Source organism: Rhodovulum euryhalinum (assembly GCF_004342445.1).
Lineage (GTDB): Bacteria > Pseudomonadota > Alphaproteobacteria > Rhodobacterales > Rhodobacteraceae > Rhodovulum > Rhodovulum euryhalinum.
In genome coordinates this window covers 126,991-141,375 of sequence record NZ_SLWW01000005.1, presented here as the reverse complement: position 1 = coordinate 141,375, position 14,385 = coordinate 126,991, and the positions used below count along the sequence as shown (strand labels likewise).

Annotated in this window: 15 protein-coding genes; 10 read left to right on the top strand and 5 right to left on the bottom strand. The window is 66.5% G+C overall.

All coding sequences use genetic code 11. The features are described 5' to 3' along the window. Positions 1 to 77 precede the first annotated feature (77 nt). From EV655_RS07750 to EV655_RS07740, 3 genes are read left to right on the top strand one after another with little or no spacing between them, the layout of a single operon-like run. On the top strand, positions 78 to 374 hold the full coding sequence (locus tag EV655_RS07750) for a type II toxin-antitoxin system RelE/ParE family toxin (protein WP_132543509.1): 297 nt from the start codon (positions 78 to 80) through the stop codon (positions 372 to 374). Next, positions 358 to 1,527, top strand: coding sequence for a HigA family addiction module antitoxin (locus EV655_RS07745; protein ID WP_207901942.1), 1,170 nt, complete (start codon positions 358 to 360; stop codon positions 1,525 to 1,527). The genes EV655_RS07750 and EV655_RS07745 overlap by 17 nt, the downstream gene beginning before the upstream one ends. 11 nt (positions 1,528 to 1,538) lie before the next feature. Further along, positions 1,539 to 2,012, top strand: coding sequence for a hypothetical protein (locus tag EV655_RS07740; RefSeq protein WP_132543507.1), 474 nt, complete (start codon positions 1,539 to 1,541; stop codon positions 2,010 to 2,012). On the opposite strand, the gene EV655_RS07735 is transcribed toward EV655_RS07740, so the two are convergent. Continuing rightward, positions 2,009 to 2,233 carry a histone H1 gene (locus EV655_RS07735; RefSeq protein ID WP_132543505.1) on the bottom strand — a complete coding sequence of 75 codons (225 nt, stop codon included), beginning with the start codon at positions 2,231 to 2,233 and terminating at the stop codon, positions 2,009 to 2,011. The genes EV655_RS07740 and EV655_RS07735 overlap by 4 nt on opposite strands. Positions 2,234 to 2,403: 170 nt before the next feature. Here EV655_RS07735 and EV655_RS07730 point away from each other — a divergent pair, with 170 nt between their 5' ends. The 7 genes from EV655_RS07730 to EV655_RS07700 all read left to right on the top strand — a co-directional run bounded on the left by EV655_RS07730 (position 2,404) and on the right by EV655_RS07700 (position 10,404). Further along, positions 2,404 to 3,537 carry an MHYT domain-containing protein gene (locus EV655_RS07730; RefSeq protein ID WP_132543503.1) on the top strand — a complete coding sequence of 378 codons (1,134 nt, stop codon included), beginning with the start codon at positions 2,404 to 2,406 and terminating at the stop codon, positions 3,535 to 3,537. A 159-nt stretch (positions 3,538 to 3,696) separates the two neighbouring features. Next, positions 3,697 to 4,548: an FAD binding domain-containing protein gene (locus tag EV655_RS07725; RefSeq protein WP_132543501.1), complete on the top strand. Its 852-nt coding sequence runs from the start codon at positions 3,697 to 3,699 to the stop codon at positions 4,546 to 4,548. A gap of 11 nt (positions 4,549 to 4,559) precedes the next feature. Beyond that, entirely contained in the window at positions 4,560 to 5,051 is a 492-nt protein-coding gene (locus EV655_RS07720) for a (2Fe-2S)-binding protein (protein WP_132543499.1), read from the top strand. Then, positions 5,048 to 7,465: an aerobic carbon-monoxide dehydrogenase large subunit gene (locus tag EV655_RS07715; RefSeq protein WP_132543497.1), complete on the top strand. Its 2,418-nt coding sequence runs from the start codon at positions 5,048 to 5,050 to the stop codon at positions 7,463 to 7,465. The genes EV655_RS07720 and EV655_RS07715 overlap by 4 nt, the downstream gene beginning before the upstream one ends. Positions 7,466 to 7,514: 49 nt before the next feature. Continuing rightward, on the top strand, positions 7,515 to 8,393 hold the full coding sequence (locus tag EV655_RS07710; protein ID WP_132543495.1) for an AAA family ATPase: 879 nt from the start codon (positions 7,515 to 7,517) through the stop codon (positions 8,391 to 8,393). Next, entirely contained in the window at positions 8,390 to 9,574 is a 1,185-nt protein-coding gene (locus EV655_RS07705; RefSeq protein ID WP_132543493.1) for a vWA domain-containing protein, read from the top strand. The genes EV655_RS07710 and EV655_RS07705 overlap by 4 nt, the downstream gene beginning before the upstream one ends. Before the next feature lie 5 nt (positions 9,575 to 9,579). Beyond that, on the top strand, positions 9,580 to 10,404 hold the full coding sequence (locus EV655_RS07700; RefSeq protein WP_132543491.1) for an XdhC family protein: 825 nt from the start codon (positions 9,580 to 9,582) through the stop codon (positions 10,402 to 10,404). A gap of 287 nt (positions 10,405 to 10,691) precedes the next feature. Here the strand turns inward: EV655_RS07700 and EV655_RS07695 are convergent, their stop codons facing one another. The 4 genes from EV655_RS07695 to ureE all read right to left on the bottom strand — a co-directional run bounded on the left by EV655_RS07695 (position 10,692) and on the right by ureE (position 14,382). After that, on the bottom strand, positions 10,692 to 12,491 hold the full coding sequence (locus EV655_RS07695; protein WP_132543489.1) for an NAD(P)/FAD-dependent oxidoreductase: 1,800 nt from the start codon (positions 12,489 to 12,491) through the stop codon (positions 10,692 to 10,694). Positions 12,492 to 12,606: 115 nt separating this feature from the next. After that, the gene (ureG, locus tag EV655_RS07690) at positions 12,607 to 13,230 is read right to left on the bottom strand and encodes an urease accessory protein UreG (protein WP_132543487.1); all 624 of its coding nucleotides are present in this window, start codon (positions 13,228 to 13,230) and stop codon (positions 12,607 to 12,609) included. After that, positions 13,227 to 13,874, bottom strand: a complete 648-nt coding sequence (locus EV655_RS07685; RefSeq protein ID WP_132543741.1) for an urease accessory protein UreF — start codon at positions 13,872 to 13,874, stop codon at positions 13,227 to 13,229. Before EV655_RS07685 ends, ureG begins: the two co-directional genes overlap by 4 nt. Beyond that, a complete protein-coding gene (gene ureE / locus EV655_RS07680) occupies positions 13,864 to 14,382 on the bottom strand; it encodes an urease accessory protein UreE (protein ID WP_132543485.1) in 519 nt (172 codons plus the stop codon). The genes EV655_RS07685 and ureE overlap by 11 nt, the downstream gene beginning before the upstream one ends. Between the last annotated feature and the right edge of the window lie 3 nt (positions 14,383 to 14,385).

Below are 14,385 nucleotides of genomic sequence, written 5' to 3'. Positions count from 1 at the left end.
ATAAAAATGACAAACTTAACGCCTGTCGTTAAGTCGCGTGTTGACCTACTCGGGTTCACGGGTTAATAGGATTCCGCATGAAGGTCGAGTTCGCCAATGCTGCTCTCGCGCGCATCTGCACAGAAGAAGCCCACAAGATGGGCTTGCCTGTCGCCGTCATCGTCGCGGCACGGCGTCGGCTTGTTCAAATCGAGGCGGCCATAAATGAGCGCGACCTGCGCAACCTGAAGAGCTTGAACTACAAGAAACGCAAGGGAGGAAGCGATGAAACAAGGTCAATCCGGGTGAACGATCAATATCGAATCTTCTTCACAATTAGCGATTCGGGATCAGTAACCGTCGCCACGATCACTGAGATTGGCGACCCGCACTAAGGAGGGCTTCGTATTGAGTTTGGCTTCTTGCTTTGCGGATGTTCCTCATCCGGGAGAGTTGATCAAAGAGGAAATGGAAGCGCGCGGCTGGAGCCAGCGCGATCTGGCGTTCATTCTGGGCGTGCCCGAGCAGAGCGTCAGCCCGATCATGACGGGCAAGCGGAACGTCACTCCGGAAATGGCCAAGGCCCTGAGCGCAGCGTTTGACGTCTCTGCGGACTATTTCGCCAACCTCCAGAAGGTATACGAGATGTCGATCGCCAAAGCACCCGACCCGGCGGTCGAGCGGCGAGCGCGCCTGCAGGCAACCTATCCAATTAGGGAGATGATCAAGCGCGGCTGGCTGAAAGACACAGACATCGAGCTGCTCGAGGTGCAGGTAATGCGCTTCTTCAGGAAGAACACCCTAGATGAAGTTCCATGCCTCGCCCATGCGGCGAAGAAGGCGGACTATTCCGAGACGACGCCTGAACAATGGGCTTGGCTTTATCGGGTCAATCAGATCGCCAGTGAAATGGTCGTTGGCCGCTATTCGGCCAAGAAGCTGCAGGAGGCTGTCTCTGACTTCCAAAGGTTGACCTTCGACCCCGAAGAAATTCGCCATGTGCCGAGGGCGCTTGCGGAGTGCGGTGTGCGCTTCGTGATCGTGGAGTCTTTGCCGAAGGCGAAGATCGACGGGGTGTGCTTCTGGTTGGACGATGCGTCGCCGGTCATCGGGATGACCATGCGAATGGATCGGATCGACAACTTCTGGTTTGTGCTCCGGCACGAAATCGAGCACCTGCTCTGCGGTCATGGGAAGAGCCAACCTGTCTCGCCTGAGTTTGTGGACGTCGATTTGCAGCGCGAGGAGGCCGACTCTGAACCCCAGAGCGCCGAGGAAAAGCAGGCCAATGAGGCGGCTGCCAACTTCTGCGTGCCAGCCGAACAATTGGAATCGTTTTTCCTGCGGAAATACCCCTACATCTCGGAGCGGGATACGCTGGCGTTCGCAAAGCGCATTCAGCGGCACCCTGGGATCGTAGTCGGTCAGCTTCAGCGGAAGATGGGACGATACGACTGGCTTACTCGCCACAAGGTCAAAGTTCGATCCTTCTTGCAGGGGAGCGCGATCATTGACGGCTGGGGCGAGTCCGTGCCGCTTTCACTTTAGGAGGGACGCTCATGGCTGCCTATAAGGAACAACTGCAACGCGTGTGGCATGCCTTTACGGCAGAGCATGGAACCGTCCCCGCGACCGCTCGCGAGGCGGTGCAGTGGGGCGTGTCGAAGGGCATGATCGTTCCTCCTGAGATTGATCCGCTGGACAAGCTCGCAGAGGACATGTCGACCGCACTTCGTGAAGAGTATGCGACCGACGATAGCGGGCGACGCTACCGGGTCAATCACGCTGTCAGGGTTTCCAAGGGCGGCGTGCAACTAACCTTGTGGGGCGTTATGCAAGACGCGCCGAGAGAGCACATGCAGAAGGCATTCATTCAACGCCGGGAGCAAATCGTGGGCGACTGCGTCCAGCTCGCAACTGATGTCGAAGCCTACAATGCGATGAAGCCTGAACAAAAGGCAATCCAAATGATCTTCGACTTCAGAGACGACGTCGAAGAGCGCCGTTCTTGGGACAAAGACAAGGCAGCCTAACTGCCCTTCTTCCACCTGGCCTGCGCCGCTGTTCTGGCAATCTCTGCGCGCTGCTCGGGCGTGAGCGATGCAGCCCTGGCTGCGCCACCCTTCAACCCACCCTTGCGTTGGGTCGCCGACTTTTCCAGCGGTGTCTCAGCATCAGCATCCCCAGTCGCCACATCCACGATGAACTTGGCAAGCTGGTTGGCGTCACGGGGTCGTTTGGGTTTGTCTGTCATGTCACGAAGATAAGCCCTGGCTGCGCTGGGCGCAAACCCCACCTCACGCGCTCGGGAACTTTCCGATTTCAAACTGACCCACTACCTGACGGCCCACGCCTGTTGACACACCGGCGAGCGGGGTGGGACACTCCACCCAAGGGCCGCGAGGGGAGGAGCGGTTCGCCCCCATGCTTCTGTATGTCTACGATTACAGGCTGATCCTGGCCTCCATCGTCATCTCGATGATGGCCGCCTTCACCGGGCTTGCGCTGACCCGCGGGCTGTCGGGCGTGTCCGAAGGCGTGCGCCACATGCGCATCGCGATGGCGGCGATCGCGCTGGGCGGGGGCATCTGGACGATGCATTTCGTCGCCATGCTGGCTATGCGGTTCGAGGTGGCGGTCTACTATCGCGCGTTGCCCACGGTCGCCTCGGTGCTGATCGCGATCCTGCTGGCCGGGCTCGCGCTGATCCTGATGCATTTCGGGCGGCGCACCGGGCCGCGGATGGTGCTGTCGGGGACGGTGCTGGGGCTTGGGATCGTCATCATGCATTACACCGGTCTCTCGGCCATCGAGGGCTGCCAGCCGGTCCACCGCCCGCTCGGGTTCGCGGCGGCGGGCGGGCTGGCGGTGGCGATGGGGGTACTGGCGATCCGGGTCGCCTACCGGCGGCGGAGGGCGGTGGACATTCTGGCAGCCACGGCGGTCTTCGGTCTTTCGGTCGCCATCGTGCATTTCACCGCGATGTACTGGACCGATTTCGCCCGCACCGTGGCGGCTGCGGCCGAGGGGCCCGCGATCGGCAATTCCCACCTCGCGCTGATCGTGCTTGTCACCGCCTTCGTGATCTCGGGTGCGTTCCTGATGTCGGGCGCGTCCTTCCTGTCCGCCTTTCCCGGGCCCCAGCCGGCCGCAGCCGCCGGGCCACCGTCCGACCGGCCAGCCGCGCCCGCCGACGCCGAGCCACCCGCCACCCCGCCCGCGCCCGGCCTGCGGCTGCCCTATGAACGCGAGGGGGTCACCTATTTCCTGCCAGCCGCCGAGGTGGCCGCAATCCGCGCCGAGGGCCACTACACCATCGCCTATACCGCCGAGGGCCGGGTCTTCTGCCCCTGGTCGATCAGCGAGGCCGAGCGGCGGCTGTCCGAGGCAGGGTTCTTCCGGGTGCATCGCAGCTATCTGGTGAATACCGCCAAAGTCTCTGGATTCGACCGGCGCAAGGACAACGGCATTTGCCTGTTCGGGGACATCCCGAACCTTGACCATGTGCCGGTCAGCCGCTCGCGCGTACCCGGCTTGCGCGCGCATCTGGGCCTTTGATCGCCGTTCGTGCGGGCATTTCGCAGTTCGTGAAAACGTCCCGGCCCGTGGTGCGTCATTCCATCGCTCCAGGCCGCCGTCTTCCTACCGTTCCCCAAGGACGCGACACCCCGCCGATGCACGAGCGGGGGCGCGTGAAGACCAAGGGAGGAGCGGGAGATGATCCCAGCGACATTCGAATATCACCGGCCGGACTCCGTCCCGGGTGCCATATCGTTGCTGCAGCAACATGGCGACGATGCCCGCGTCGTCGCCGGCGGGCACAGCCTGATCCCGATGATGAAGCTGAGAATGGCCGCGCCCGGCCATCTGATCGACCTGCAGGGCATTGCGGATCTCCGGGGTGTCGAAGTGGGCGACACGATCCGGATCGGCGCGCTGACCACCCAGTCCGAAATCCTTGCCCATGCCGGGCTGGCGGAAGCCGCGCCGATCCTGATCGAGGCGGCGCGCCAGATCGCCGACCCGCAGGTGCGCAACCTCGGCACACTGGGCGGCAACGTCGCCAACGGCGATCCGGGCAACGACATGCCCGCGCTGATGATGTGCCTCGATGCAAGCTTTGCCCTGGCCGGTCCCGACGGCACCCGCGAGGTGGCCGCGCGCGAGTTCTACGAGGCGCCCTATGTCACCGCCCGCGAGGAAGAGGAAATCCTGACCGCGGTCAGCTTTGCCCGCCCGCCGCGCGGCCATGCGTACGAAAAGCAGAAGCGCAAGATCGGCGATTACGCGACCGCGGCCGCCGCGGTGCTGATCGCGGCCGACGGCGGCCGGGTGACGTCGGCCAGCGTCGCGATGACGAACCTTGCCGATGTGCCGGTCTTCAGCGCCGCGGCGGGCGCGGCGCTCGTCGGCACCGACTGCGGACCGGACGCCGTGCGCACCGCGGTTGCCGCCATGCAGGGCGACATCGACCCGGTCGAGGACAACCGCGGCCCCGTGGAGTTCAAGCGCCACGTGGCCGGCGTGATCCTGGCCCGCGCCATCGCCCGCGCCTGGTCGCGCGCCTGAAGGAGGGAAGAATGACCAAGATGCACCTGACGCTGACGGTGAACGGCGAGGCGGTGGAAACGCTGGCCGAGCCGCGTGAATTGCTGATCCACGTGCTGCGCGAGCGGCTGGGGATCACCGGCCCCCATATCGGCTGCGAGACCAGCCATTGCGGGGCCTGCACCGTCGACATGGACGGGAAATCGGTCAAGGCCTGCACGATCTTCGCCGCCCAGGCGCAGGGGGCCGAGATCACCACCATCGAGGGGATCGGCACCCCCGACAGCCTGCACGTGCTGCAGGAGATGTTCCGCGAGCATCACGGGCTGCAATGCGGCTTCTGCACGCCGGGGATGATCACGCGCGCCTGGCGTCTGTTGAAGGAGAATCCGACGCCCAGCGAGGAGGAGGTGCGCTTCGGCATGGCCGGGAACCTGTGCCGCTGCACCGGCTATCAGAACATCGTCAAGTCGGTGCTAGCCGCTGCCAATGAACTGAACACCGTCAAGGAGGCCGCGGAATGAAGGACCTTCCCGACAGCGAAGAGCGGCGTGCCAATCTCAAGGGGCTGGGCTGCGCCCGCAAGCGTGTGGAGGATGCGCGCTTTACCCAGGGCAAGGGCAACTATGTCGACGACATCAAGCTGCCCGGCATGCTGTTCGGCGATTTCGTTCGCTCGCCCTATGCCCATGCCCGTGTGAAATCCATCGACGCCGCGGCGGCGCTGGCCCTGCCCGGCGTGGTGGCGGTGCTGACGGCGAAGGATCTTGAACCCCTTGGCCTGCACTGGATGCCGACGCTCGCGGGCGACAAGCAGATGGTGCTGGCCGATGGCAAGGTGCTGTTCCAGGGCCAGGAGGTCGCCTTTGTCGTCGCCACCGACCGCTACATCGCCGCCGACGCGGTCGAACTGGTGGAGGTCGATTACGAGGACCTGCCGGTGGTCGTCGACCCGTTCAAGGCGCAGGAGCCGGACGCGCCCGTGCTGCGCGAGGACCTGGAGGGAGTGACCGAGGGCGCCCACGGCCCCCGCCGCCACCACAACCATATCTTCACCTGGGAACAGGGCGACGCGGCAGGGACCACCGCCGCCATCGACGCCTCGGAAGTGATCGCCGAGGAAACCATCTACTACCACCGCACCCATCCCTGCCCGCTGGAAACCTGCGGCTGCGTGGCGTCGATGGACAAGATCAACGGCAAGCTCACCGTCTACGGCACATTCCAGGCGCCGCATGTGGTGCGCACCGTGGCCTCGCTGCTCTCGGGGATCGACGAACACAACATCCGCGTGGTCTCGCCCGATATCGGCGGCGGCTTCGGCAACAAGGTGGGCGTCTACCCCGGTTACGTCTGCTCCATCGTGGCGACCATCGTCACCGGCAAGCCGGTGAAATGGGTCGAGGACCGGATGGAGAACATGATGGCCACGGCCTTTGCCCGCGACTACTGGATGAAGGGCCGGATCGGGGCCACCAAGGACGGCCGCATCACCGGCCTGCATGCCCATGTCACCGCTGACCATGGCGCGTTCGACGCCTGCGCCGACCCCACCAAGTTCCCGGCGGGCTTCTTCCACATCTGCACCGGCAGCTATGACATCCCCGTGGCCTATTGCGCGGTCGATGGCATCTACACCAACAAGGCGCCCGGCGGCGTGGCCTATCGCTGTTCCTTCAGGGTGACCGAAGCGGCCTATTTCATCGAGCGCATGATCGAGATCCTCGCCATCAAGCTGGGGATGGATGCCGCCGAGCTGCGGCGCATCAACTTCATCAGGGCGGACCAGTTCCCCTATACCTCGGCGCTCGGTTGGGAATACGACTCGGGCGACTACCACACCGCCTGGGACAAGGCGCTGAAGGCGGTCGACTACGCAGGGCTCCGGCGCGAGCAGGCCGCGCGGGTCGAGGCGTTCAAGCGCGGCGAGACCCGGAGACTGCTGGGCATCGGGCTGACTCATTTCACGGAAATCGTTGGCGCAGGCCCCGTGAAGAACTGCGACATCCTCGGGATGGGCATGTTCGATTCCTGCGAGATCCGCATCCACCCCACGGGCAGCGCCATCGCGCGGCTCGGCACGATCAGCCAGGGCCAGGGGCATGCGACCACCTTCGCCCAGATCCTCGCCAGCGAAACCGGCATCCCCGCCGACAAGATCACCATCGAGGAAGGGGACACCGACACCGCGCCCTACGGCCTCGGGACCTACGGCTCGCGCTCGACCCCGGTGGCGGGGGCTGCCACCGCCATGGCCGGACGAAAGATCCGCGCCAAGGCGCAGATGATCGCGGCCTACCTTTTGGAAGTCCACGATAACGACCTCGAATGGGACATCGACCGGTTCGTGGTCAAGGGCGCGCCCGAACGGTTCAAGACCATGGCCGAGATCGCCTATGCCGCCTACAATCAGGCGATCCCGGGCGTCGAGCCGGGGCTGGAGGCGGTCAGCTATTACGACCCGCCCAACATGACCTATCCCTTCGGCGCCTATGTCTGCGTGATGGAAATTGACGTGGATACCGGCGAGCACGAAATCCGCCAGTTCTACGCGCTGGACGATTGCGGCACGCGGATCAACCCGATGATCATCGAGGGGCAGGTCCATGGCGGGCTGACCGAGGCGCTGGCGATCGCCATGGGCCAGGAGATTGCCTATGACGACATGGGCAACGTCCGGACCGGAACGCTGATGGACTTCTTCCTGCCGACCGCGTGGGAGACGCCCAACTACCAGACCGACTGGACCGAGACCCCCAGCCCGCATCACCCGATCGGGGCCAAGGGCGTGGGCGAAAGCCCCAATGTGGGGGGCGTGCCGGCGTTCTCGAACGCCGTCCACGACGCGTTCCGCGCCTTCGGCCTGACCCAGACGCACATGCCGCACGATCATTGGCGGATCTGGCGGACGGCACGCGATCTGGGGCTGCACGGATGAACCCCTGCCCGCCCCGGGACATCCGGGGCGGGCCGCACGGGAGGATCGGATGTCCGATTGGCGCATGCTTCAGGACCGGCTTTCGGACCAGGGTTACGTTGCGGGGGACGACCTCGCCATGGCGCTATACCTCGCGCTGACGCTGGAACGGCCGCTGCTGCTGGAGGGGGCGGCAGGCGTGGGCAAGACCGAGATCGCAAAGGTGCTGGCCATTCTCAAGGAGGCCCCCCTGATCCGGCTGCAATGCTACGAGGGGCTGGATGCGGGCCATGCGATCTACGAATGGAACTATCAGCGGCAATTGCTGGCGATCCGCGCGGCGGGGGAACGCGGCGAGACCGGGCCGGGGCTGGAGGCGCGCATCTTTTCCGAGGACTACCTGCTGGAACGGCCTCTGTTGCAGGCGATCCGGCAAGACAGGCCGCCCGTCCTGCTGATCGACGAGATCGACCGCGCGGACGAGGAATTCGAGGCGTATCTGCTGGAGATCCTGTCGGATTTCACGATCTCGATCCCCGAACTCGGCACGATCCACGCGACCGCCAAACCCCACGTGATCCTGACCTCGAACGGCACGCGCGATCTGTCGGACGCGCTGCGCCGGCGCTGCCTGTTCGTCCATGTCGATTACCCCGACCGCGCCACGGAACTGGCGATCCTGGCCAAGCGGCACCCGGGGCTGGAGCCGCGTCTGGCCGCCCAGATCGTGGGGTTCGTGCAGGCGCTGCGGCGCGAGGATCTCGACAAGACGCCGGGCGTGGCCGAGACGCTGGATTTCGCGGCGGCCGTCGCGGGGCTGGGCGTGGCCGACCTGACCGACGATCCGGTGGCCTTGAAAGCGGCGCTGGTCACGCTGCTTAAGACGCAGGGCGACCGCGCGCGGGTGCCGACCGAGGTGGCGCAGCGGCTGGCGGGCAAGGCGGCATGAGCGGCGTCACACGCTTTCCGGCCCGGGCGACGGGGCCTGCCGACAGGATGGCGGGCTTCATGGCGCATCTGCGGCTGAACGGGCTGGCCCTGGGGGTGAACGAGACCGCGACCGCGCTGGCGGCGGCTGCGGTGGTGAACCCGACCGACGCGGCCGAGATGCGGCTGGCGCTGAAGGCGGTTTGCGCGGGCACCCGCGAGGAAACCGCCTTGTTCGACGACCTCTTTGCCGCCTGGTGGCTGAACCGCGGGCGGGAACGTCCGGGCGAGGCGCAAACGTCCGCAACACCGGGCCGCCCCGAGCATCGCCATTCGCCCTTCGTCACCGAGGCGCTGTCGGCGCTGGGCCGGGGCCAAGCCGACCGGCCCGAGGGCGGCGAGGGCGCGGCAGAGCAGTCGGGCGAGGGGCGGCTGGTGGGCTCGCGCATCGCGCGGCTGAACCGCACCGACCTGCGCGAACTGGTCAGCCCCGAGGACATCGTCGCGGCCGAAGACACCGCCCGCCGCATCGCGCAAGCGATCCGCGACCGCCGTTCGCGCAGGCTGAAGGCCGACCGGCGGGGCGCGCGTCTCGACCTGCGCCGTATCGCGCGCGATTCGGTCGCCACGGGGGGCGAACCGCTGCGCCTGTACCGCCGCAGCCGACCCGACCGTCCCGCCAGTATCGTGGCGCTGTGCGATGTCTCGGGCTCGATGACGGTCTATGCCCGCGTGTTCCTGTCCTTTCTCAAGGGGCTGATCGGGGCGAATCTCAGGGCCGACGCCTACCTGTTCCACACCCGGCTCGTGCGGATCACCGACGCGCTTCGCGACCCCGACCCGCTGCGCGCCGTGAACCGCCTGGGCCTGATGGCGCAGGGCTTCGGCGGCGGAACGAAGATCGGCGGGGCGCTGGCGGCCTTCAACCGGGGCTATGCCAAGGCGCGGGTCAATGGCCGGTCGGTGGTGATCGTGCTGTCGGACGGCTACGACACCGACCCACCAGACCTGATCGCGCGGGAACTCGCGCAACTCAAGAAGCGCGGCTGCCGGATCGTCTGGCTGAACCCCTTGAAGGGCTGGCGAGACTACGCACCCGTCGCGCGCGGCATGGCGGCCGCCCTGCCCCATCTCGACCATTTCGCGGCGGCGAACACGCTCGACGCGCTCGCCGCCCTCGAACCGGAGCTTTCGCGGCTATGAATCCCATGAGACAGGACGACATCCTCGACCGCATCGCCGATCTGAAGCGCACAGGCACGCCCTTCGCCGTGGCGACCGTGGTGCGCACGGTGCGGGCGACCGCGGCCAAGGCGGGCGCCAAGGCGGTGATCCTGCCCGACGGCACGGTGCAGGCCGGCTGGATCGGCGGCGGCTGTGCGCGGGGCGCGGTGATCCGCGCCGCGCGCGAGGCGCTGGCGGACGGCGCGCCGCGGCTTATCTCGGTCCAGCCCGAGGCGGCGCTGGCGGAAGGCGGACTGGCCCCCGGCGACACCCGCGACGGCATAAGGTTCGCCCGCAACATGTGCCCGAGCCAGGGCACGATGGACATCTTCATCGAGGCCGTCATGCCCGCCCCCGATTGCGTGATCTGCGGCACCTCGCCGGTAGCGGTGGCGCTGGCCGAGCTTGCCCCGCGACTCGGCTTCACCGTCACCGCCTGCGCGCCCGCCGACGAACAGCCCGCCTTCGCTGCGCCCGACCGGCGGATCGAGGGCTATGCGCTGGAGGTCGCGCCCGCGGGCCAGCGCTTCGTCGTTGTGGCGACGCAAGGCAAGGGCGACGAGGCCGCTCTGAGGGCCGCGCTGTCGGTGCCCTCGGCCTATGTCGCCTTCGTCGGCAGCCGCGCCAAGACCGAGGCCCTGCGGGCCAAGCTGACCGCGTCGGGCGTGCCCGATGCGGCATTCGCCGGGCTGAACGCGCCCGCGGGACTGGACCTCGGCGCGATCACCCCCGAGGAGATCGCGCTGTCGATCCTCGCGCAGATGACGGCGATCCGCCGGTCGGGCCAGCGCGACACCGGGCAGGCGTGACGCCCACGCCTCGCCGCAGGTCGCCCACGCAAAAGCCATGCCGGAACAGGCAACCGTTCGGACGACGATCAGGTTTCCCTGCTGCCAGCGGACAAGTGTCACGCATCCCGCGCACCGGCTTTACCGCAACGCGGACGCGGGCGCGTACCGCGCCGCCAGATCCGGCAAACGCCGATGGCGTGTGGCGCAACACCCCCGTGCGCGCGGCCGCGGCGGTCATGGTCGAGACCGACCCGAAAGCGACGGCCGCTGAACGGCCCGCCCCGACGGGCGGGCCGCGTGTCGTTTCAGCTCAGGTGATGGGGTGGGTGCAGGCCGTAGACCGGCGTGTCGATCCCCTCCATCCGGGCCTTCAGTTGCAGCGACAGGTACTGCGAGTAGTGTCGCGACTGGTGCAGGTTGCCGCCGTGGAACCAAAGCGCCTCCTGGCAGGTCGGCTTCCACATGTTGCGCTGTTCGCCCTCCCATGGGCCGGGGTCCTTGGTGGTGTCGGAACCGAGCCCCCAGCACTTGCCCACCTTGTCGGCCACGTCCTGTCCGATCAGGTCGGCCGCCCAGCCGTTCATCGACCCATAGCCCGTGGCCCAGACGATGACATCGGCCGGCAGTTTGGTGCCGTCCTCCAGGATCACGCCATCCTCGTCGACCTCGGTGACCTGCCCATGGGCAAGCTTGATCTCGCCGTCGATGATGAGCTGGCTGGCACCCACGTCGATATAATAGCCCGAGCCGCGGCGGAGATACTTCATGAAGAGCCCAGAGCCGTCATCGCCCCAGTCGAGCCGGAAGCCCGCCTTTTCCAGCCCCTCGTAGAAGTCCTTGTCGCGTTCCTTCATCTGCTCGTAGAGCGGGATCTGGAACTCGTGCAGGATGGCGTAGGGGATCGAGGCGAAGATCATGTCGGCCTTCTGGGTCGTCATGCCGTTCCGCACCGCCTGTTCGGAGTAAAGCGCGCCCAGCCCCACCTCCATCAGCGTGTCCGAGCGCACGATATGGGTGGTCGAGCGCTGCACCATGGTCACGTCCGCGCCCGCCTCCCACAGCGCCGCCGCGATGTCGTGGGCCGAGTTGTTGGACCCCACGACCACGGCCTTCTTGCCCTTGTAGGCATCGGGGCCGGGGTGTTTCGAGGAATGGTGCTGGTCACCCCTGAATTTCTCCATGCCGGGGATGTGGGGCATGTTGGCCTTGCCCGACATGCCGGTGGCCAGCACCAGTTGCCTGGGCTTCAGAACGACCTCTTCACCGTCGCGGTCCACGACGACGGTCCATTCCTTCCTGGCCTCGTCGTATGTCGCGGACTTGCAGGTGGTGCGCGTCCAGTAGTTCAGTTCCATGACCTTCGTATACATCTCCAGCCAGTCGCCGATCTTGTCCTTGGGGCTGAAGACAGGCCAGTTCGGCGGGAAGGGCAGATAGGGCAGGTGGTCGTACCAGACCGGGTCGTGCAGGCAGAGCGACTTGTAGCGCTTGCGCCAGCTGTCACCCGGGCGGTCGTTCCGTTCCACGATGATCGTGGGCACGCCAAGCTGGCGCAGCCGCGCGCCCAGCGCGATGCCGCCCTGCCCGCCGCCGACGATCAGTACATAGGGCTGTTCCGAATAGCCGAGGGTGCGCGCCTCCTCCTCGCGCTCCTCCGCCCAGGTCTTGCGGTTCTTCGCGGCCCCGTGCCTGGCCCCCAACGGGCGTTCGAAACCCAGCGGTTCCTCATGCCCCTTGATCTCGGTCATCGAGGTCAGGAGGGTCCAGATCTTGCCCTCCTTCAACCGCACCAGCCCATAGCCGCGGGCAGCATCCGTCTCGAACGTGATCCAGGCGGTGATGATGCCGCCCTCTTCGGTCGGCACCTCGCCCTCGGCGACATGCCAGCCGGTCGGCCGTATCGCGGCAAGCTGGCTGACCAGCATGTCGCGGATCGCGTCCTTGCCCTCCATCGTGGCGATGTTCCAGGTGAAGGTGACGAGGTCGCGCCAGTAACATTCGTCCTGGAAATGGCCGATCGCGCGGTCGATATCGCCCTGTTCAAGCGCGTTTCCGAAGTCCGACAGGACAGCCGTCACCGTATCGACAGTGGTGGTGTCGAGCATGGGTCTCCTCCCTTTGGTTCCCGCGGGAAGGGTGCCCCAAGGCAGGGCAGTCTGCCAAGCGTTGATTGGGGCGGCGCGGCCCGCAGGCGCAATCGCGTGCGGGCGCGGCCGGGTTTCAGGCGGTCTCGGCCAGTCCGCCGATCAGGCAGAGATGCTCCACGATGTCGCCTGTCCCCTGCCCGTGGCGCAGCGCGGCAAAGATGAACCGGCCCGTGCCGCGCATCCGCTTTGCGTCGCGCTCCATCACCGAAAGATCGGCCCCGACATGCGGGGCGAGGTCGGTCTTGTTGATGACCAGAAGGTCGGACTTCGTGATCGCGGGGCCGCCCTTGCGCGGGATTTCCTCACCCGCCGCCACGTCGATCACGTAGACGGTGATATCGGCCAGTTCCGGGCTGAAGGTGGCCGACAGGTTGTCGCCACCCGACTCGATCAGCACCACGTCGAGATCGGGAAAGCGCGCGGTCAGATCGGCGATGGCGGCAAGGTTGATCGAGGCATCCTCGCGGATCGCGGTGTGCGGGCAGCCCCCCGTTTCCACGCCCTTGATGCGCTCGGCAGGCAGCACCTGCATGCGCATCAGCGCCTCGGCATCCTCTTGCGTGTAGATGTCATTGGTCACGACGGCGACGGAAAAGCGCGGGGCAAGCGCGCGGGCAAGGGCCGCGGTCAGCGTCGTCTTGCCCGCGCCCACGGGGCCGCCGATGCCGATGCGGAGGGGGCCGTTGGGGGATGTCATGTGCGGAACAGCCTCGAATATTGGGTTTCGTGGGTCATCGACGCGATGTCGGCAAGAAAGGCGGTGCTGGACAGCTCGTCGAGGGTTTCGGCCATGGCTTCTTCGGCAACGCGTTCGCAAAGCGGCGTCAGCGCCGTCAGCACCTTCTGCCCGTCGGTCTGGCCGATGGGGATCAACCGGATCCCTGCCGAGACCAGGTTAGATGCGAAGGCATGCAGGTACATCCGCGCGGTCAGCAAGAGCGGCAAGTCGTGCAGCCGCGCCGCCCGGCCCAGCGCGACAGGATAAGTCAGGTCGGGCAGGTCGGCGGGCCAGACCGCACCCGTGATCCGCGCGAAGGCCGCACCCTGGGCGGTCGTCTCCAGAAGCCGCTCGGCCGAAGGCTGGAAGGCCCGCGCGGTCGCGTCGAGTTCGGCCAGCGCGGCGGCATCGGGGGCGCGATAGGCGGCGGCGAGGAAGATCGCATCCGCCCGCCCGGCGCCTTGAAACAGGATATCGCCCAGCCACTCGCGCAGCGCCGCCGCATCCGGAACCGTGCCCATGGCCACCGCGCTTTCCAGCCCGTGGCTGTAGGCAAAGGCCCCGACCGGATAGGCCGGGGACAGCCATTGCGCCAGCTTCATCACCTGGGCGTCAGTGGGCATGGTCGTGGTCGTGCACGTGATCATGCTCACCATGGGAATGGTCATGCCCGTGGGAATGGCCATGCGCATGCGAATGGGTCCGCCCATGTCCATAGGCACCGCCCTCGGGCAGGAAGGGTTCCTCGACCTCCTCGATCTCGGCGCCCAGACGTTCCAGCATGTCGCGGATCACGTGGTCACGCTGGATCAACAGCCGCCCCGGGTCGATCTGGCAGGGCGTGTGGCGGTTGCCGACATGCCAGGCCAGACGCACCAGTTCGGCCCCCCGGACCTCGAGCAGCGGCTCGTCGGCGGCCCGGACCTTGATCGTCAGCCCGTCGTCCAGATACAGCACGTCTCCCTCGTTCAGCGAGGTCGTCCTTGGCAGATCCACCAGAAAGGCAAGCCCCGCGTCGGTGACCAGCCGCTTGCGCCGCAGGAACCGCTCATCATAGGTGAGCGTCACACAATCGTCGGCCCGCCCGTCCACACGCGGGCGCAGCTCGCGGGCCACGGGCAGCGCGCTCATGCC